Source organism: Pseudomonas orientalis (assembly GCF_022807995.1).
In the GTDB taxonomy this organism is placed as follows: Bacteria; Pseudomonadota; Gammaproteobacteria; order Pseudomonadales; family Pseudomonadaceae; genus Aquipseudomonas; species Aquipseudomonas orientalis_B.
On sequence record NZ_CP094351.1, the window covers coordinates 5581578 to 5598529 of the forward strand.

General features: G+C 61.2%; 19 protein-coding genes. 10 read left to right on the plus strand and 9 right to left on the minus strand.

Features of this window, described 5'->3' with window-relative positions; all coding sequences use genetic code 11:
* Positions 1–2: 2 nt before the first annotated feature.
* The 4 genes from MRY17_RS25130 to MRY17_RS25145 form a co-directional block, all read right to left on the minus strand.
* Positions 3–1118: a uroporphyrinogen-III C-methyltransferase gene (locus MRY17_RS25130; protein WP_191952524.1), complete on the minus strand. Its 1116-nt coding sequence runs from the start codon at positions 1116–1118 to the stop codon at positions 3–5.
* 18 nt (positions 1119–1136) lie between these two features.
* The gene (locus tag MRY17_RS25135; RefSeq protein ID WP_243353031.1) at positions 1137–1895 is read right to left on the minus strand and encodes a uroporphyrinogen-III synthase; all 759 of its coding nucleotides are present in this window, start codon (positions 1893–1895) and stop codon (positions 1137–1139) included.
* Entirely contained in the window at positions 1892–2833 is a 942-nt protein-coding gene (gene hemC, locus MRY17_RS25140) for a hydroxymethylbilane synthase (protein WP_191956190.1), read from the minus strand. Before hemC ends, MRY17_RS25135 begins: the two co-directional genes overlap by 4 nt.
* Positions 2834–2971: 138 nt before the next feature.
* Positions 2972–3718, minus strand: coding sequence for a LytR/AlgR family response regulator transcription factor (locus tag MRY17_RS25145; RefSeq protein WP_181285977.1), 747 nt, complete (start codon positions 3716–3718; stop codon positions 2972–2974).
* A 501-nt stretch (positions 3719–4219) separates the two neighbouring features.
* Here MRY17_RS25145 and argH point away from each other — a divergent pair.
* Positions 4220–5614, plus strand: a complete 1395-nt coding sequence (argH, locus tag MRY17_RS25150) for an argininosuccinate lyase (RefSeq protein ID WP_181285978.1) — start codon at positions 4220–4222, stop codon at positions 5612–5614.
* Positions 5615–6029: 415 nt separating this feature from the next.
* Here the strand turns inward: argH and MRY17_RS25155 are convergent, their stop codons facing one another.
* Positions 6030–6689: a glutathione S-transferase family protein gene (locus MRY17_RS25155; protein ID WP_181283397.1), complete on the minus strand. Its 660-nt coding sequence runs from the start codon at positions 6687–6689 to the stop codon at positions 6030–6032.
* 125 nt (positions 6690–6814) lie between these two features.
* Between MRY17_RS25155 and MRY17_RS25160 the strand changes: the two genes are divergently transcribed.
* The 3 genes from MRY17_RS25160 (at position 6815) to MRY17_RS25170 (ending at position 10457) form a co-directional block, all read left to right on the plus strand.
* Positions 6815–7099, plus strand: a complete 285-nt coding sequence (locus MRY17_RS25160) for a hypothetical protein (RefSeq protein WP_181283396.1) — start codon at positions 6815–6817, stop codon at positions 7097–7099.
* A gap of 95 nt (positions 7100–7194) precedes the next feature.
* Positions 7195–7449, plus strand: a complete 255-nt coding sequence (locus tag MRY17_RS25165; protein ID WP_032894567.1) for a TIGR02647 family protein — start codon at positions 7195–7197, stop codon at positions 7447–7449.
* 167 nt (positions 7450–7616) lie between these two features.
* A complete protein-coding gene (locus MRY17_RS25170) occupies positions 7617–10457 on the plus strand; it encodes a class I adenylate cyclase (RefSeq protein WP_243353032.1) in 2841 nt (946 codons plus the stop codon).
* Here the strand turns inward: MRY17_RS25170 and rnk are convergent.
* The 3 genes from rnk to cyaY form a co-directional block, all read right to left on the minus strand.
* Positions 10454–10867 carry a nucleoside diphosphate kinase regulator gene (rnk, locus tag MRY17_RS25175; protein ID WP_076952006.1) on the minus strand — a complete coding sequence of 138 codons (414 nt, stop codon included), beginning with the start codon at positions 10865–10867 and terminating at the stop codon, positions 10454–10456. The genes MRY17_RS25170 and rnk overlap by 4 nt on opposite strands.
* A gap of 131 nt (positions 10868–10998) precedes the next feature.
* Complete coding sequence (locus tag MRY17_RS25180) at positions 10999–11217, minus strand: DUF1289 domain-containing protein (RefSeq protein WP_181283394.1); 219 nt, start codon at positions 11215–11217, stop codon at positions 10999–11001.
* Between the two features lie 2 nt (positions 11218–11219).
* A complete protein-coding gene (cyaY, locus tag MRY17_RS25185) occupies positions 11220–11552 on the minus strand; it encodes an iron donor protein CyaY (RefSeq protein WP_124360307.1) in 333 nt (110 codons plus the stop codon).
* A 238-nt stretch (positions 11553–11790) separates the two neighbouring features.
* Between cyaY and lptM the strand changes: the two genes are divergently transcribed.
* Genes lptM through MRY17_RS25215 form a run of 6 tightly spaced genes read left to right on the plus strand, consistent with a single transcriptional unit; the run spans position 11791 to position 16373 of the window.
* Complete coding sequence (gene lptM / locus MRY17_RS25190) at positions 11791–11958, plus strand: LPS translocon maturation chaperone LptM (RefSeq protein ID WP_003195417.1); 168 nt, start codon at positions 11791–11793, stop codon at positions 11956–11958.
* Positions 11959–11967: 9 nt separating this feature from the next.
* Positions 11968–13215 carry a diaminopimelate decarboxylase gene (gene lysA, locus MRY17_RS25195; RefSeq protein WP_191952519.1) on the plus strand — a complete coding sequence of 416 codons (1248 nt, stop codon included), beginning with the start codon at positions 11968–11970 and terminating at the stop codon, positions 13213–13215.
* Between the two features lie 3 nt (positions 13216–13218).
* Entirely contained in the window at positions 13219–14049 is an 831-nt protein-coding gene (gene dapF / locus MRY17_RS25200; protein ID WP_243353033.1) for a diaminopimelate epimerase, read from the plus strand.
* A 13-nt stretch (positions 14050–14062) separates the two neighbouring features.
* Positions 14063–14779: a DUF484 family protein gene (locus MRY17_RS25205; RefSeq protein ID WP_057723341.1), complete on the plus strand. Its 717-nt coding sequence runs from the start codon at positions 14063–14065 to the stop codon at positions 14777–14779.
* A 2-nt stretch (positions 14780–14781) separates the two neighbouring features.
* Entirely contained in the window at positions 14782–15681 is a 900-nt protein-coding gene (xerC, locus tag MRY17_RS25210; protein WP_243353034.1) for a tyrosine recombinase XerC, read from the plus strand.
* The gene (locus MRY17_RS25215; protein ID WP_191956186.1) at positions 15678–16373 is read left to right on the plus strand and encodes an HAD family hydrolase; all 696 of its coding nucleotides are present in this window, start codon (positions 15678–15680) and stop codon (positions 16371–16373) included. Before xerC ends, MRY17_RS25215 begins: the two co-directional genes overlap by 4 nt.
* Positions 16374–16563: 190 nt before the next feature.
* Here the strand turns inward: MRY17_RS25215 and sutA are convergent, their stop codons facing one another.
* On the minus strand, positions 16564–16896 hold the full coding sequence (gene sutA / locus MRY17_RS25220; RefSeq protein ID WP_169374915.1) for a transcriptional regulator SutA: 333 nt from the start codon (positions 16894–16896) through the stop codon (positions 16564–16566).
* Between the last annotated feature and the right edge of the window lie 56 nt (positions 16897–16952).

Consider the following 16952-nt stretch of genomic DNA (forward strand, 5'->3'; position numbering starts at 1 on the left):
TTCTACTCCTGGGTCGCAGGCTTGGCAGCCGAAGCCTTGGCTTCGTCCGCAGACAGATGCCGACGTTCGAGGTACGCCTGCACGGCCGCGAGGCTCGCGGCCAGGTCAGGTGTCACCACCGAAACGGCCTTGGGCTCAAGCTCGGCGATACGCGCCAGCATCGCCTTGCTCTGCGGATTGTCCTGGTTGAAGTTGTCCTGCAACACGCTACGCGCTTGGCCCAGCGAACGGCTATACACAGCCGACTCACCGTTGAGCGCTGCCCACTGTGCCTGCTCCAGCGCCAGGCTCAAGGCCAGACGAACCTGATTCAACCCCTGACCCGCCAGCAGCGGACGAATGTTGTCATCAGGGTTGAAGTCGATACGGAAATAACGGGATATCTGTTCCCACCATTGGCTCAACTGGTTACCCGTATCGCTGGTAGGACGACCCTGGGAGGCAGGCTCCGTGAGTTGATACTCCGGAGCGACAGCCGCCAATTGCACCACCTGGTCGCGCAACGCCGCCAACTGCAGGTACAACCCGGTGCGGTCCGGCTGTTCGGTGCTGCGCAACGCCGCCAGGCTCTTGGCCAGTTGCTCGCGCGCGGCGAACGCACCCGGGTCGCTCTGCTCACGAAGAATCTCGTCGGCACCCTGGACCAGCGACTGGGCGCTGTTGATGTCTTGCAAAGCCGACAGACGCAAGCTGGCCAGACGAATCAGATGCTCGGCCTCAGCCAGGCGCCAATCCTTGCGGCTGGCGCCCAGTACGGTTTCCAGGCGCTGGTTCAGACGCTGCTGATCACCCTGCAACTGTGCGACCAGGCGCCGACGCTCTTCCAGCTCGTCGGCCCCAGGCAACTGGGCCAGGCGGGCCGCCAACTGTTGCTGGCTCTGCTTGAGGCTCTGGGATTGTTCATCCAGAGTCTGTACCTGGCCCAGCTGCTGCTGACTGCCGGCTTGCAGGGCACGGACCTGCCAGATCCCCCAGCCGCCGGCGGCAACGCCTGCGGCGCCAAGCAGCAAAGCGACGACTGCCAGGCCATTGCCACGGCGTGGCGCGGCCACTGGCGTTCCGACCGGCGCATCGAGCGCGGGCTGAGCTTCATCTTTAGGCAAGGCTGTTTCGCTCACGTATCCGTCCTTTGCGTATCAGAGAGTGGGAACGGGATTGCTCCCTAACGCCACTAACAAAGCCGCAGCACTCGCGCCGCGACAATCCACAACTTTTTCTGCGCCAGCGGCCCGCGCCATTTCGTAGACACGCGGGCTGGGCACGAACAACGGCAGCTGCGCCACCTCAGGCCAATCGGAGCCGGCCAGGGCCTGCAAGTGTAGAAAACCTTGCCCACTGCTGACCACCAGGCCGTTCAAGCGTTCCAACTGGATGCGCTGCGTCAGTGCCCCCGCGTCATAGGCCGGAAGAAAACGGCGATACAACTCCAGATAGTCGACACTAACACCTCGCTCGTGCAAACGCTGCGCGAGCAACTCCCGACCGCCCTCGCCACGCAGGATCAACACCCTGGCACCGGGAACTGCGATAGCCTCGCGCAATGCTGGCAATTGAAGCAAGGCCTCGCTGTCGTCACCCGCTGGCGGATAGTGTACGTCCAGCCCCTGATCGGCCAGTATCTGTGCGGTGGCGGCACCTACACTGAACCACGGTAGCCGCGGCCAGGGCGCGGTCAATTGTTGCAAGGCAAGACGTGCAGCTGGTTTGCTCACCACGATCACCGCGCAATAACGCTGCAGTGCCGCAAAGACAGCCTGTTGCTCGGGCGTGACCGGTAAGGCTTTGATCTCCAGCAATGGCAACTCGCTGCTGAATACTCCCGCGCCGGCCAAGGTCGCCGCCAGGGCTGCCGATTCTTCGGCAGGCCGTGTCAGCAGCAATCGCCATTGGGTCACTGCGGGCCGGCCTCGCCGTAGATTTTTTGCAGGATGGCGCCGGCGCCTTTGTCCAACAGTTCCTCGGCGACCTGAATGCCCAGGGCCGTGGCCTCGCATTGCGGGCCGCGCACCTCGGCGGTCAGCAGCGTGCCGCCATCCGGGTCGCCCACCAAGCCACGCAACCACAGGTTTTCACCTTCAAGCACGGCATAGCAGGCGATCGGTACCTGGCAGCCACCGTTGAGGTGTTTGTTCAGGGCACGCTCGGCCGTGACGCGAATTTCCGTGTCTGCGTGATCAAGCGGCTTGAGCAGAGCGTGAATTTCGCTGTCGGCGGTACGGCATTCAATGCCGACCGCGCCCTGCCCGCCAGCGGGCAAGCTGTCTTCGACGCTGATTGCGCGGGTGATGCGGTCTTCGAAGCCCAGGCGGATCAGGCCGGCGGCGGCGAGGATGATCGCGTCATACTCGCCCGCATCCAGCTTGGCCAGGCGCGTGTTGACGTTGCCACGCAGGAAGCGGACCTGCAGGTCGGGACGACGGGTCAGCAATTGGGCCTGACGACGCAGGCTCGAGGTGCCCACGATACTGCCCAGCGGCAATTCATCCAGGGATGGGTACGTGTTGGAAACAAAGGCGTCGCGCGGGTCTTCGCGCTCGCAGATGCAAAACAGGCCCAACCCTTCCGGGAAGTCCATGGGCACGTCTTTCATCGAATGCACTGCGATGTCTGCTTCATTTTCCAGCAGCGCGGTTTCCAGTTCCTTGACGAACAGGCCCTTGCCGCCAATTTTCGACAGCGGCGAGTCCAGCAGCTTGTCGCCGCGACTGACCATGGGCACCAGGGTCACCTTGAGGCCAGGGTGGGCCTGTTCAAGACGTGCTTTGACGTATTCGGCCTGCCATAGGGCCAGGGCACTTTTACGGGTGGCGATGCGGATTTCGCGAGAAGACATGGATCAATCCGTACTGAATAGATACGGCAGATAATAACAGCTCAGGCAAATGCGCTTTGATTTGAATCAGCAAGTGCGGGGCCTCCCTGGCCGCGTCGCACCGGGATAGGGACTGAAGAGCTCGCCACAGCCCTTGGACTAAAGCTGCTGCATCATCTTGCGCACGCCGGCGACATGGCGCCGACTGACGATCAAGGCATCGCCGTTGAGCCCCTTCAGGAATAGCTGAAAGTGCCCAAGGGGCGTGCGTTGCAAGCGCTCGATTCGCTCGCGGGCCACCAGCGCATTGCGATGAATGCGCACGAAGCGGTCGCCGAATTCATCTTCAAGGGCCTTGAGCGGCTCATCGAGCAACACTTCGCCCGCTTCGTGACGCAAGGTCACGTATTTATGGTCGGCGATAAAATAGACCACCTGAGCGAGAGGGATCAGCTCGATACCCTTGCGGGTCCGTGCGCTGATATGGCTGCGCGGGCCATTGCCACTCTGGGCGGCGGGTTGGGTCAGGGCGGCGAGCTGTGCGCGACTGGGACGCTCGGCCTTCTTCAAGGCCTTGAGCAACGCTTCGCCGGCCACCGGCTTGACGAGAAAACTGACACCGCTGTCTTCCAGCGTCTGTGCAGAAAACTCTTCCTGTGTCGCACACAGCACCACGGCCGGCGGCGATTCGCGCTCGCTCAGGCGGGCAGCGACTTGCAGGCCATCGAGGAGCGGCATGCGGATATCGAGCAACACCACATCCGGCTTGAGGCTGTCGATCAGCGTCAACGCCTCTTCGCCGCTGGTGGCGCTCGGCTCAAGGACTGTATAACCCTCGATCTCACTGACCAGTCGGCTCAGTCGCTCGCGGGCTTGGGGTTCGTCATCAACGATCAGGACATTCATATAGCGCTGGATTCCTGCGTGAGTCTCGCACAAGGATAGCGTAGACAGGTGCGGTGACTGACGTCACAGCGATCCACGCTAAGACTGGCGCAAGCGGCAAAAAGTGCCCTTGAAGTGGCACCCAAATTTACCCGGACCTGTTCAATAGCGCCCGAGACCCGCCAACTTCGCGCATTGTCATAGGGTTTGCTGATACACAATCCGAATACCCCCGTTTTCAATGGATAGTCTGGGCTCTGACCGCATGACCCGACTTTGGTGCATTCACACACTCTCAGTCCAACTGTAGACGCTCGCTGAGACGATATTGCTCAATCGTCAATTATCGTTTCAATAAGGTCTTGTTCCCAGTCTCGTCCTGGATGCGGTCGGCGGCAAGGCACTTAGCCATCCTTTGTACAAATAAATTGCCGTCCACCCACAGCATCGCGTCCGCGAGCAACCCTGTTATTATCGGCGGCACACCTTCACGCCTCTTTTAAGCAGATCACGAGCGAATTCATGAGCACCGACAAGACCAACCAGTCCTGGGGCGGCCGCTTCAGTGAACCCGTCGACGCCTTCGTCGCGCGCTTCACCGCCTCCGTCAACTTCGACCAGCGCCTGTACCGCCACGACATCATGGGCTCCATCGCCCACGCCACCATGCTGGCCAAGGTCGGCGTGCTGACCGACGCCGAGCGCGACAGCATCATCGATGGCCTGACCACCATCCGGGGCGAGATCGAAGCCGGCACGTTCGACTGGCGCGTCGACCTGGAAGACGTGCACATGAACATCGAGGCGCGCCTGACTGATCGCATCGGTGTGACCGGCAAGAAGTTGCATACCGGTCGCAGCCGTAACGATCAGGTGGCCACCGATATCCGCCTGTGGCTTCGTGACGAAATCGACTTGATCCTGGCTGAAATCACCCGCCTGCAGAAAGGTTTGCTGGAACAGGCCGAGCGTGAATCGGACACCATCATGCCCGGCTTCACGCACCTGCAGACCGCCCAGCCCGTGACCTTCGGCCACCACCTGCTGGCCTGGTTCGAAATGCTCAGCCGCGATTACGAGCGCCTGGTCGACTGCCGCAAGCGCGCCAACCGCATGCCGCTCGGCAGCGCCGCGCTGGCCGGCACCACCTACCCGATCGACCGCGAGTACACCGCGCAACTGCTGGGCTTCGACGCCGTCGGCGGCAACTCCCTGGACGGCGTATCGGACCGTGATTTCGCCATCGAATTCTGCGCTGCCGCCAGCATCGCGATGATGCACCTGTCGCGCTTTTCCGAAGAACTGGTGCTGTGGACCAGTGCGCAATTCCAGTTCATCGACCTGCCGGACCGCTTCTGCACCGGCAGCTCGATCATGCCGCAAAAGAAAAACCCCGATGTACCCGAACTGGTACGGGGCAAGAGCGGCCGCGTATTCGGCGCACTGATGGGCCTGCTGACCCTGATGAAAGGCCAGCCGCTGGCCTACAACAAGGACAACCAGGAAGACAAGGAACCGCTGTTCGACGCGGCCGACACCCTGCGCGACTCACTGCGTGCGTTTGCCGACATGATCCCGGCGATCAAGCCCAAGCATGCGATCATGCGCGAAGCAGCCTTGCGTGGTTTCTCCACCGCGACCGACCTGGCCGACTACCTGGTGCGTCGTGGCCTGCCCTTCCGCGACTGTCACGAAATCGTCGGCCATGCCGTGAAATACGGCGTGGACACCGGCAAGGACCTGGCGGAAATGAGCCTGGAAGAACTGCGCCAGTTCAGCGACCAGATCGAGCAGGACGTGTTTGCCGTGCTGACGCTGGAAGGTTCGGTGAATGCGCGTAATCACATCGGCGGTACTGCGCCGGCGCAAGTGAAGGCGGCAGTCGTGCGCGGCCAGGAATTGCTCGCCAGCCGCTAAAAAATGTGGGGGGAGCTTGCTCCCGTCGCGGCTTCCAGCCGACAGGTACCCAATTGACACGCCTCGGTCCAATGTGGGAGGGGGCTTGCCCCCGATGGCGGCATCTGGGCCGACCAGGATGTTGGATTGGGTTGAGTACATATCCGTTTCTGCGGTAACGGCTGCTAATGGTTCCGCTTTTACAGCGGCTCACTTTTGAAAAGCGCAAAAGTAAGCAAAACGCTCTTGCCCCACCACTCGGCACCTCGCTTAGGCTCGGTGTGCCCTCACTCCGGCCAGCGTGGTTTAACGGGGCGCCTAAGATCAAAAGCAGATCAAGATCAAGAGCGACTCGCTTCGCATCGTGATTACGGTTAGGTGCTACGCAGGTGTGTAGATACGTATGGCTATCGGGGAAGCCCCCTCCCACATTTGATTATTTCCTGGCTGCAATCATCGCCAGGAATCCCGGCATCGCCGCCAGCCTGTCCGCCTCGACCTTTTGCGCATTGGGCATCTCGTTCAAACGCTCCAGCAACGCCTTCGCCTGTGGCAACTGCGCCAGCAGGTCCAGCCCGAACAGCTTTTCGCCTACCCCACAGGCCAGATTCAAGCTGTACATGAAATACAGATCGGCAATCGTGAAGTGCTCTCCCGCCACATACGGCGCGAACTTGCCATGCCGGCCTAACGTACCGACCCCCAGCAACAATTCAGCTCGGGATTTTTCCTTGATCGCCTCCGGCACCGTCATGCCAAAAAAGGCTTCGGCGAAGCACGCCCGCGCAGGCAATTCAATGTACAGCTCGATCTCACGGCACAACGCCAGCACCTGGGCACGCTGGAACGGGTCGGCTGGCAGCAGCGCAGGCCCTTCCTGAGTCTGCTCGATGTATTCGAGGATCACGCTGGTTTCGTTGATGAAGCCTTGCTTGACGCCAAGCACCGGCACTTTGCCTCGCGGGCTCACCGCCAGGACTTCCGGTGTTTGTCCTGCATAAAAAGGCACCTCTTCAAAAGGCAGCCCTTTCTCCATCAGCGCCAGCTTGACCATGTTGTAGTAGTTACTGACCGAAAATCCGTAAAGCTTGAGCATCGCAAAGCCTCCAGGCCGGGTGCGGGGTTGGCTGCAAGCGTTATAGACGCTGAGGCCGGGCCTGACCAGCAGCATCACCCGCCTGAATGGAGTTAGACTGGCGCCCTTTCCTTGAGGAGCCTGCCATGAGCGAGCCGACCGATATCGACAATGACGAAGAAGAATTCACCGAAAGCACGCTGATCCAGGCCATCGAGAACCAGATCGAAAGCGATAACCCGCCGGCGGCCAAGGCCACGCTCAACAAGCTGACGCTGGTAGGTTATGAGCGAGAAGAGATCCTGAATCTCATGGCTCACGTGCTGGCCTTCGAGATCGACGCGATGCTGGATGAGGACCGCGCCTTTGATACCCAATGGTATGAAACCGCGTTGCGGGCACTGCCCGAGCTGCCGCCCGAAAAGGAATAACCCAGCCGCGCTGCAACACGCTGGACAGTTCGGCAAAGTGCGTTCACCTTATGGCCTGCTAGTCTCTAATAAATTTTAGAAAGTCTGGAGTCCTTATGTCGTATACCCCTGAGTTGGTTGCCGAACTGGAAATCCTTGTACTCTTCCCCCTGGACAGCACCAAGGAAGGTCTGAAAGTCCATCAGACCGCCGCTCCCACTGCCGTCGCCGCTGCCAAGCGCCTCCACGCCAAAGGGCTTATCGACCAACCGGACGGAGGCTACCTGACCAGCCTTGGCCGGGACGCCGCCGAGCAAGCCCAGACCTTGCTGACTATCCTGACCACCGCCTCGACCAAAGAAGCCGCCTGACACCTGACCCGCCCATGGAGTCCGCCCCTCTGCGGATTCCGCGGGCGTTGCCGTGCAGCTCACAAAATTCTGCCGCCAACCTCCATTTCCTCTAAACGTCCTACGCTTCTGTCTGTAAACTCCTACACGGCCGCCCATGTCGGGCCCTGCGAGCCACCGAGTTCGACATGACCCGCACCCATGAAATCCGCCCCGACCTGGACGAAGGCATCGACCGTAAGGTGCTGACCCAGTTGCGCGCGCGTTTCATGGCCCTCAACGAAGGGCGCTTGGCCCGGGCGATCGAAGGGCTGACGCCGCGTCAACAAAGCGTGCTGACCCTGTTGCCGCTGTTTTTTCACGTCAACCATCCGCTGCTGCCGGGCTATGTATCGGGCAGTACGCCAGCAGGTTTGTCGAATTTCGAACCCGACACCCAGGCCCTGACCGAAGCCCAGCGCCTGACCCGCTCGTTTTCCTACAAGGCGCGTCGCGGTAACCCGCCAACGCCCATCCACGGCCTGTTCCTGATGGGCAGCCTGGGTACGCTGGCCCAGGCGGATCAGAGCGATATGGACGTGTGGGTATGCCATGCGCCCGACCTGAATGACAACGAGTTGGCCGAGCTGCGCAAAAAGTGCCAGCTGCTGGAAGCCTGGGCCCAGACCATGGGCGCCGAAGCCCACTTCTTTCTGATCGAACCGACGCGCTTTGTGCTCGGTGAACGTGACACCCAACTGAGCTCCGACGATTGCGGCACCACTCAGCACTATCTGCTGCTGGATGAGTTCTACCGCACGGCAATCTGGCTGGCCGGGCGCACACCGATCTGGTGGCTGGTGCCGGTATATGAAGAAAGCCGCTATGCCGAGTACACCCACACGCTGATCTCCAAACGTTTCATTCGCGCTGACGAAACCCTCGACCTCGGCCATCTGGCACACATTCCGCCAGGGGAGTTCATCGGTGCCGGGCTGTGGCAATTGTTCAAGGGTATCGAGTCGCCCTATAAATCGGTGCTCAAGCTGCTGCTGATCGAGGTCTACGCCAGCGAACATCCCGATGTGCAGTGCCTGAGCCTGCGCTTCAAACGCGCGGTGTTTGCCAATCAGATGGACCTGGATGAGCTGGACCCTTACATCGTGGTCTACCGCCGCATCGAGGAATACCTCAAGGCCCGCAATGAACCGGAGCGCCTGGAACTGGTACGGCGCAGCCTGTACCTGAAGGTCAACCGCAAGCTCAGCGCCGGCCAGCGCACCGCCAGTTGGCAACGACTGCTGCTGGAACGCCTGGCCGATGAATGGGGCTGGGACCCGCGCCAACTGACCCTGCTGGACAGCCGCAGCCAATGGAAGGTGCGTCAGGTCGCCTCCGAGCGCCGCGCCCTGGTCAACGAGCTGAACTACAGTTATCGCTTCCTCACCCAGTTCGCCCGCACGGAACAGACCGTCAGCCTGATCAACCGGCGCGACCTCAATGTGCTGGGCCGTCGCTTGTACGCGGCCTTTGAACGCAAGGCCGGCAAGGTCGAGTTCATCAATCCCGGGATTGCCCCGGACCTGGCCGAAGACACCTTGACCCTGGTGCATTCGCCCAACCGCAAGGAGCCGGGGCAGCACCATTGGGGCCTGTATAACGGCAACCTCACCGCCCTGGAATGGGAGCACTTCGCGCCCATCAAGCGCAGCCGCGACCTGCTGGAAATGCTGACCTGGTGCCATCGCAACGGTGTGATCGACAGCAGTACGCGCCTGGCGCTGCACCCGGGCGTCAGCGACATGACCGAGTTTGAGCTGTTCAACCTGCTGGGCAGCCTGCAACAGACCATCGCCCTGCCCATGGTCAGCGTCGATGAAACTCGCCTGTTACGTTCAGCGGTGCCGGAAGAAGTGCTGTTGCTGATCAACGTCGGCGTCGACCCGCTCAAGCATCACCGCGACCTGAATATTCTGATGACCACCGAGCGTACCGACTCCCTGAGTTATGCCGGCGTACGTGAGAACCTGGTATTGACCCTGGACCAGGTCACCCTCAATAGCTGGAACGAGGTGATGGTCAGCCGCTACGACGGCCCCCATGCGCTGCTCGACTGTCTGCGCGACTACCTCAACCAACTGCCGCCGGATCATTTGCCCCGGTTGCGGGTGCGCTGCTTCTGTCACAACCGGGCACAGTTCATTGCCCAGCGCGTGGAGGAAATATTCGATACGGCGCAGAACCTGCTGCTTGGCCGATGTAATCACCGCTACCTCATCCAGGTGCAACAGCACTATCACGTCATGGAATTGGTCCCCGGCCAAGCCACCCATGTGCCGCTGCCGACCCAGGATGCCTTGATCGCCTACCTCAGTGAAGAGCTGGTCAGTTACAGCCCGTGGCACCTGGACGCCATGGCCCTGGAAGACCACGACCTGGCGCTGCTGCTGCCGATGGGCATGGCCGATTGCATACAGGTGTTCTACCGGGTCAATGAAGGGTTTGCCGAGCTGTATGTGCTCGACGAATTCAATGCGCTCTGGCAGCAGCGCTTGCCGTTCCATGACGAGCAAAGCCTCTTGGCACCGCTGCAGCGTTTCCTGCTCTCGATCATCTATCGCCGCGAAGCGCTGTCACCCCTGGACCCCCAACAGCCGATGGGCGAAGTCCAGATCTCGTATTACCAACTGCTGCCGTCGGGCAACGCCCGTGCTCGTCTGGTCGAACCAAGGCCGGCTCCGCAAAACCCGGCCAACAAGCCGTTTTATGACGTGCAGGCGATTATCGCCAAGGCGGCGCCCGGCCAGGTGGGTATTACGCTGTACTGCAACCAGCGGGAATTTTCCGAATTGGAATTTGGCGACCAGCTGTTCACGGTGGTCGCCCGGGAAATCGTTGGCCAGCGCCGGGAACCCGAGCGTTACCGTTGCTACATTACCGATCTGGATCTGTCGGGCCTGCTTGGCGACGTGCAAAGCCCGAGCAATCTGTACCTGCGCTACAAGGCCGAGCTTGAGCTCGCGCTCAATCAAGCGCTGGACCAGATTTAAAGAGGAAAAGCGCCGCCGTCCTTGGGTTGGCCTTCGACACTCAGCAGCTCGAGCTTGAGGGTCTTGCCGCCCGGTGCCGGCCAGTCAATATGCTGGCCCACTTGCAGGCCGAGCAACGCGCTGCCCACCGGTGCCAGGATCGAGATCTTGCCTTCATCGGCGTTCGCGTCCTTCGGGTAAACCAGGGTCAGGTGGTAATCCTTGCCGCTGCCTTGCTCGCGGCAATGCACGCTGGAGTTCATGGTCACGACACTTGCAGGCACTTCATCGTGGCCAACCACTTCTTCGGCGCGGTCGAGTTCGTGCTGCAACGCTTCGACACCGGGAAACTCGTCGCCCAAGCGGTCGATCAGTTGCTCCAGACGCTGCACGTCAAGACGGGTGAGAATGATGGACGGTGCGGTGGTCATGATTCAGGCAGACTCCTTTTTTCTGCACAAAAAAGCAAAACCCCGCCAGGAAAAGGCGGGGTTCTCACGGGCCTCGATGAGTTGAGGCGTACCCGGACACTACCACAGCGTCACAAATAAACAAGACGACCTCAGGCGCGGCCCCGCCGCTGCTCGGCCTCGGCACAGATCACTCGGCGCCGCTCATCATCGGCGGAGCGCCATTCGCGGATATCTTCCACATGGCGGAAACAACCGAGGCAGACTTTCTGCTCGTCCAGACGACACAAACTGATACAAGGTGACGGCACCGCCGGGCTGACATTACTGAACAGCGGCTTGGGCGGGCGAATGGGTGCAGGCTGGGTCACGATCAGATCTCGTCGAAATCCAGCTCGACGCCGGCTTGTTGCTGAACCAGGCGCGTGAGCATTTCGCCCAACTGCTCTTCGCTTTTGTCGCACTGCCACTTGCCGCTTTCTTCGTCGTAGTCGAAGTGAATACCGCCGGAACGCGCCGCCAGCCACAACTGGCGCAACGGTTCCTGGCGGCTGAAGATCAATTGAGTACCGTTTTCGAATTTGACGGTCAGCACACCGGCGGAGCTCTCCAGATCGATGTCCAGGTCACTCTCGTCAAAAATATCTTCCAGCGCCTGCTGGGTCGCATCCACCAGGTCGTGAAAACGGGCTTCGGTCAAACTCATTGTGGCAACCTCGAAAGTGTCTGGTTCTGCTCAAGCGCCGCACGATACGGACGCGCCCCGCCGATTGCAAAGGATACCGATTTCATCACAGATGGCGGTACGAAATATCCTCAACCAGCGTAGCCCGCTTCCCGACTATCTCGGCAAACCCCCGCCGGACGGGTATTCCAGCGCATAGGCAAGCTGGCGGGTGGTCGGTATACTCGGGCGCAATTAATGCATATTCAAGGATTTCGCCATGAAGCGCCTGATCTCTTCCCTTGCTGCGCTCGTCGCGGTCGCTTGCCTCGTTAGTGCCTGTGGTCAAAAAGGCCCGCTGTACCTGCCTGACGACAGCAAAGACCCGAACGAACAGGCACAGTCGTCGCAAAAGCCTTCCAAAGCGCACAAGCACGACACTTACTAAGGGACCCTCATGGACGCTTTTAACTACCGGGACGGCGAGCTGTTCGCGGAAGGCGTGGCGCTGTCGGCGATTGCCGAGCGCTTTGGCACCCCGACCTACGTGTATTCGCGTGCCCATATCGAGGCGCAATACCGCTCGTTCACCGACCCGCTGGAAGGCGTACCGCATCTGGTGTGCTACGCGGTGAAAGCCAACTCCAACCTGGGTGTGCTCAATGTCCTGGCGCGCCTTGGCGCCGGTTTCGACATTGTGTCCCGTGGTGAGCTGGAACGGGTATTGGCCGCTGGCGGCCAGGCCGACAAGATCGTGTTCTCCGGCGTTGGCAAAAGCCGCGAAGACATGCGTCGCGCCCTGGAAGTGGGCGTGCACTGCTTCAACATCGAGTCCACCGACGAACTGGAGCGCCTGCAGGTCGTGGCTGCCGAGATGGGCGTTCGCGCGCCGATCTCCCTGCGCGTCAACCCGGACGTCGACGCCGGCACTCACCCGTACATTTCCACCGGTCTCAAAGAGAACAAGTTCGGCATCGCCATCGCCGACGCCGAAGACGTGTACATCCGCGCCGCCCAATTGCCGAACCTGGACGTGTTGGGCGTCGACTGCCATATCGGCTCGCAACTGACCACCCTGCCGCCGTTCCTGGATGCTCTCGACCGCCTGCTGGCGTTGATTGACCGCCTGGGCGACTGCGGCATCTACCTGCATCACATCGATCTCGGTGGCGGTGTGGGCGTGCGTTACCGCGACGAAGAGCCGCCGTTGATTGCCGACTACATCAAGGCCGTGCGCGAACGTATCGAAGGTCGCGACCTGACGCTGATGTTCGAGCCGGGCCGCTATATCGTCGCCAACGCCGGCGTGCTGCTGACCCAGGTCGAGTACCTCAAGCACACCGAGCACAAGGACTTCGCCATCGTCGACGCGGCGATGAACGACCTGATCCGCCCGGCGCTGTATCAGGCCTGGATGAATGTCACGGCGGTGACGCCGCGCCACAGCCAGGCACGTGCGTACGACATTGTCGGCCCGATCTGTGAGACCGGCGACTTCCTGGCCAAGGATCGTCAACTGGCCCTGGAGGAAGGCGACCTGCTGGCCGTGCATTCGGCCGGTGCCTATGGGTTTGTCATGAGTTCCAATTACAACACTCGCGGCCGCTGCGCCGAGGTGCTGGTGGACGGTGATCAAGCGTTTGAAGTGCGTCGCCGCGAGACGGTAGCCCAGTTGTATGCTGGCGAAAGCCTGCTGCCGGAGTAAGCCATGCTGCTGCGTTTTACCAAGATGCACGGGCTGGGCAATGACTTCATGGTTCTCGACCTGGTCAGCCAGCACGCGCACATCCTGCCCAAGCACGCCAAACAATGGGGCGACCGTCATACCGGTATCGGCTTCGATCAACTGCTGCTGGTGGAAGCGCCGACCAACCCGGAGGTGGATTTCCGTTATCGGATCTTCAACTCCGACGGCTCCGAAGTGGAACAGTGCGGCAACGGTGCGCGCTGCTTCGCGCGCTTTGTGCTGGACAAGCGTCTGACCGCCAAGCGCCAGATTCGCGTCGAGACCAAGGGTGGCGTGATCGAACTGGATATCCGCAGTGACGGCCAGATCTGCGTCAACATGGGCGTGCCACGCCTGGTGCCGGCGGACATTCCGTTCCAGGCGCCCGAGCAGGCCCTCAGTTATGCACTGGATGTGGACGGCAACACGGTCGATATCGCCGCCGTGTCCATGGGCAACCCCCATGCGGTGCTGCGGGTCAATGACATCAACAATGCCCCGGTGCACGAGCTGGGGTCGAAGATCGAACATCACCCGCGCTTTCCGGCGCGGGTCAACGTGGGCTTCCTGCAGGTGATCGATCGTTCCCGCGCGCAATTGCGCGTGTGGGAACGCGGCGTCGGCGAAACCCAGGCCTGCGGCACCGGTGCCTGCGCCGCTGCCGTGGCCGCGATCAGCCAGGGGTGGATGGATTCGCCGCTGCTGATCGACCTGCCGGGTGGGCGCTTGTCCATCGAATGGGCAGGCCCTGGCCACCCGGTGATGATGACCGGGCCGGCTACGCGTGTATACGAAGGACAGGTCCGTCTATGAGTGAGCCAAGCCAATGACCGATAAGCCTCAAGTACCCGCACAAGTCACCTCAAGTGAAAGCCTGGAGGCCGCTGCGGTCGCGGCGTACCTTGAGGCTCATCCGGACTTCTTCGTCGAGCACGAAGAATTGCTCCCGGCATTGCGCATCCCTCACCAACGCGGCGACACCGTGTCGTTGGTGGAGCGGCAGATGAAGATCCTGCGCGAGCGCAATATCGAAATGCGCCACCGGCTTTCGCACCTGATGGACGTGGCGCGCGACAATGATCGCCTGTTCGAGAAGACCCGTCGCCTGATCCTGACCCTGATGGACGCCGCCAGCCTGGAAGAAACCGTGATGGCGGTGGAAGACAGCCTGCGCCAGGACTTCCAGGTGCCATTTGTCAGCCTGATCCTGTTCAGCGATAACCCGATGCCGGTGGGTCGCTGGGTCAGCGGTGGCGAAGCACAGACCGCCATCGGCGGGTTGCTGTCGGAAGGCAAGACCATCAGCGGCACCCTGCGCGAGCATGAACTGGATTTCCTGTTTGGTGCCGAACAAGGCAAACAGATCGGCTCCACTGCGGTGGTTGCCCTCAGCCACCAAGGCCTGCACGGCGTACTGGCCATCGCCAGCCGCGATCCGGCGCACTATAAAAGCTCGGTGGGTACCCTGTTCCTGACCTACATCGCCGAAGTGCTGGGCCGCGTCCTGCCACGCTTCACCACTGCCCTGCGCGCGGTGCGCTAGCCATGGAACGGCAACTGGACGCTTACTGCGCTCACCTGCGCAACGAGCGCCAGGTGTCGCCTCATACGCTTGACGCCTACCGGCGGGACTTGAACAAGGTCCTGGCCTTTTGCGAAAAACAGCAGGTTGCCAGCTGGAAAGCCCTGGATATCCAGAGCCTGCGCAGCCTGGTCGCACGATTGCACCAGCAAGGGCAGTCCTCGCGCAGCCTGTCACGCCTGCTGTCAGCGGTGCGCGGCCTCTATCACTACCTCAACCGCGAAGGCCTGTGCGACCACGACCCGGCCAATGGCCTGTCGCCGCCCAAAGGCGAGCGACGCCTGCCCAAGACCCTGGACACCGACCGCGCCCTGCAACTGCTCGATGGTGCGGTCGAGGATGACTTCCTGGCGCACCGCGACCAGGCGATCCTTGAGCTGTTCTACTCTTCGGGCCTGCGCCTGTCAGAGCTGACCGGCCTGAATCTCGAGCAACTGGACCTGGCCGATGGGCTGGTGCAGGTGCTGGGTAAAGGCAGCAAGACGCGCGTACTGCCCATCGGCAGGAAAGCGCGCGAAGCCCTGGAACGGTGGCTGCCGTTACGGGCGCTGGCCAATCCGAAGGACGATGCGGTATTCATCGGCCAACAAGGCCGACGCCTGGGGCCGCGGGCCATTCAGTTGCGCGTGAAGGCCGCCGGCGAACGCGAACTGGGGCAAAACCTGCACCCGCATATGCTCAGGCACTCCTTTGCCAGCCATATGCTCGAGTCGTCCCAAGACCTGCGCGCGGTACAGGAGTTGCTCGGCCACGCCGATATCAAGACCACGCAAATCTACACCCACCTCGACTTCCAGCACCTGGCAACGGTGTACGACAGCGCCCATCCAAGGGCCAAACGCATCAAGGGCGGCGACTCATGAGCATCAAGCTGATCACCTTCGACCTGGACGACACGCTCTGGGACAACGTACCCGTCATCATCAGCGCCGAAGCGTCAATGCGCGAATGGTTGGCGGTCAACGCATCCAGGGTTGGCGACTTGCCTCTGGAGCATTTCGCCAGCCTGCGCCAACAAGTGCTGGAACGTCATCCTGAGCTCAAACACCGCATCAGCGTCCTGCGCCACCGCGTATTGCTGCATGCGTTCGAAGAGGCCGGCTATCCGCAGCCCGAAGCGAAAGAGATGGCCGATGTGTGTTTTGAGGCGTTCATTCATGCGCGACACCAGCTCACGGTCTTTCCCGAAGCCGAACCGATGCTCAAAGCGCTACGCCAGCATTTTCTGCTGGGGGTGATCACCAACGGCAACGCCGACGTACAGCGCGTAGGTCTGGCGGATTACTTCCACTTTGCCCTGCGCGCCGAGGATATCGGTATCGCCAAGCCGGATGCGCGGTTGTTTGAGGAAGCGTTGCAGCGCGGCGGTGTGGACGCCAGCGCGGCAGTGCATGTGGGCGATCACCCCGGAGATGACATCGCCGGCGCGCAGCAGGCCGGGTTGCGGGCGGTGTGGTTTAACCCGACAGGCAAGGCGTGGGAAGCGCCAAAGCGTCCGGATGCAGAGATTCGCAGCCTGACGGAATTGCCGGCGTTGCTGCGCAGTTGGCAATAACACTGAGGACAATGTGGGAGGGGGCTTGCCCCCGATTGCAGTGGGTCAGCCAGTAAATTGGGGGCTGATACACCGCTATCGGGGGCAAGCCCCCTCCCACAGTTGAATCACTGCAAGGCTCAAATGAATCATCAGGCATGAAAAAACCCGCAGCGACGGCGGGTTTTTTCCTACAAGCAGTCAGCTGACCTCAGATAGGACGGCTGCCGTACTTGTTATCCGGCTTCTTCGGTGGGTCCGCCACCACATTGGGCTCGACCTCGACCACTTTGCCGCCTTTGGCGAGGAATTCTTCCATCGCACGGGCCAGGGCATCGCGCTCTTTGTTCTTGGCCTCAACACTGGGCAGCTCGTCTACCGAAACAGCGGCCTTGGCCTTGCCTTTGGCTTTGGGAGCGGCATCATCGCCTGCACTGTCATCGAGGTCTTCAGCAACGTCATCAGCCGCCACTTCAAGACTTTCTTCAGTGTCCTCTTCGTCACCTACTTCAAGGTCGTCGTTTTCCAGATCATCGTCGCTCATGTTCTACCTCATGACTTGCGAAAAGCAGATTAGTTATAGCCCAGCTTCATCCTCTG

What these genes read in the sequence shown, in the direction of transcription:
- rnk (WP_076952006.1), bottom strand. Translation starts at nt 10,867, where the DNA reads ATGACCACCGCACCGTCCATCATTCTCACCCGTCTTGACGTGCAGCGT.
- lysA (WP_191952519.1), top strand. Translation starts at nt 11,968, where the DNA reads ATGGACGCTTTTAACTACCGGGACGGCGAGCTGTTCGCGGAAGGCGTG.
- lptM (WP_003195417.1), top strand. Translation starts at nt 11,791, where the DNA reads ATGAAGCGCCTGATCTCTTCCCTTGCTGCGCTCGTCGCGGTCGCTTGC.
- hemC (WP_191956190.1), bottom strand. Translation starts at nt 2,833, where the DNA reads ATGTCTTCTCGCGAAATCCGCATCGCCACCCGTAAAAGTGCCCTGGCC.
- cyaY (WP_124360307.1), bottom strand. Translation starts at nt 11,552, where the DNA reads ATGAGTTTGACCGAAGCCCGTTTTCACGACCTGGTGGATGCGACCCAG.
- MRY17_RS25160 (WP_181283396.1), top strand. Translation starts at nt 6,815, where the DNA reads ATGAGCGAGCCGACCGATATCGACAATGACGAAGAAGAATTCACCGAA.
- MRY17_RS25155 (WP_181283397.1), bottom strand. Translation starts at nt 6,689, where the DNA reads ATGCTCAAGCTTTACGGATTTTCGGTCAGTAACTACTACAACATGGTC.
- MRY17_RS25205 (WP_057723341.1), top strand. Translation starts at nt 14,063, where the DNA reads ATGACCGATAAGCCTCAAGTACCCGCACAAGTCACCTCAAGTGAAAGC.
- MRY17_RS25170 (WP_243353032.1), top strand. Translation starts at nt 7,617, where the DNA reads ATGACCCGCACCCATGAAATCCGCCCCGACCTGGACGAAGGCATCGAC.
- sutA (WP_169374915.1), bottom strand. Translation starts at nt 16,896, where the DNA reads ATGAGCGACGATGATCTGGAAAACGACGACCTTGAAGTAGGTGACGAA.
- MRY17_RS25215 (WP_191956186.1), top strand. Translation starts at nt 15,678, where the DNA reads ATGAGCATCAAGCTGATCACCTTCGACCTGGACGACACGCTCTGGGAC.
- argH (WP_181285978.1), top strand. Translation starts at nt 4,220, where the DNA reads ATGAGCACCGACAAGACCAACCAGTCCTGGGGCGGCCGCTTCAGTGAA.
- xerC (WP_243353034.1), top strand. Translation starts at nt 14,782, where the DNA reads ATGGAACGGCAACTGGACGCTTACTGCGCTCACCTGCGCAACGAGCGC.
- dapF (WP_243353033.1), top strand. Translation starts at nt 13,219, where the DNA reads ATGCTGCTGCGTTTTACCAAGATGCACGGGCTGGGCAATGACTTCATG.
- MRY17_RS25165 (WP_032894567.1), top strand. Translation starts at nt 7,195, where the DNA reads ATGTCGTATACCCCTGAGTTGGTTGCCGAACTGGAAATCCTTGTACTC.
- MRY17_RS25145 (WP_181285977.1), bottom strand. Translation starts at nt 3,718, where the DNA reads ATGAATGTCCTGATCGTTGATGACGAACCCCAAGCCCGCGAGCGACTG.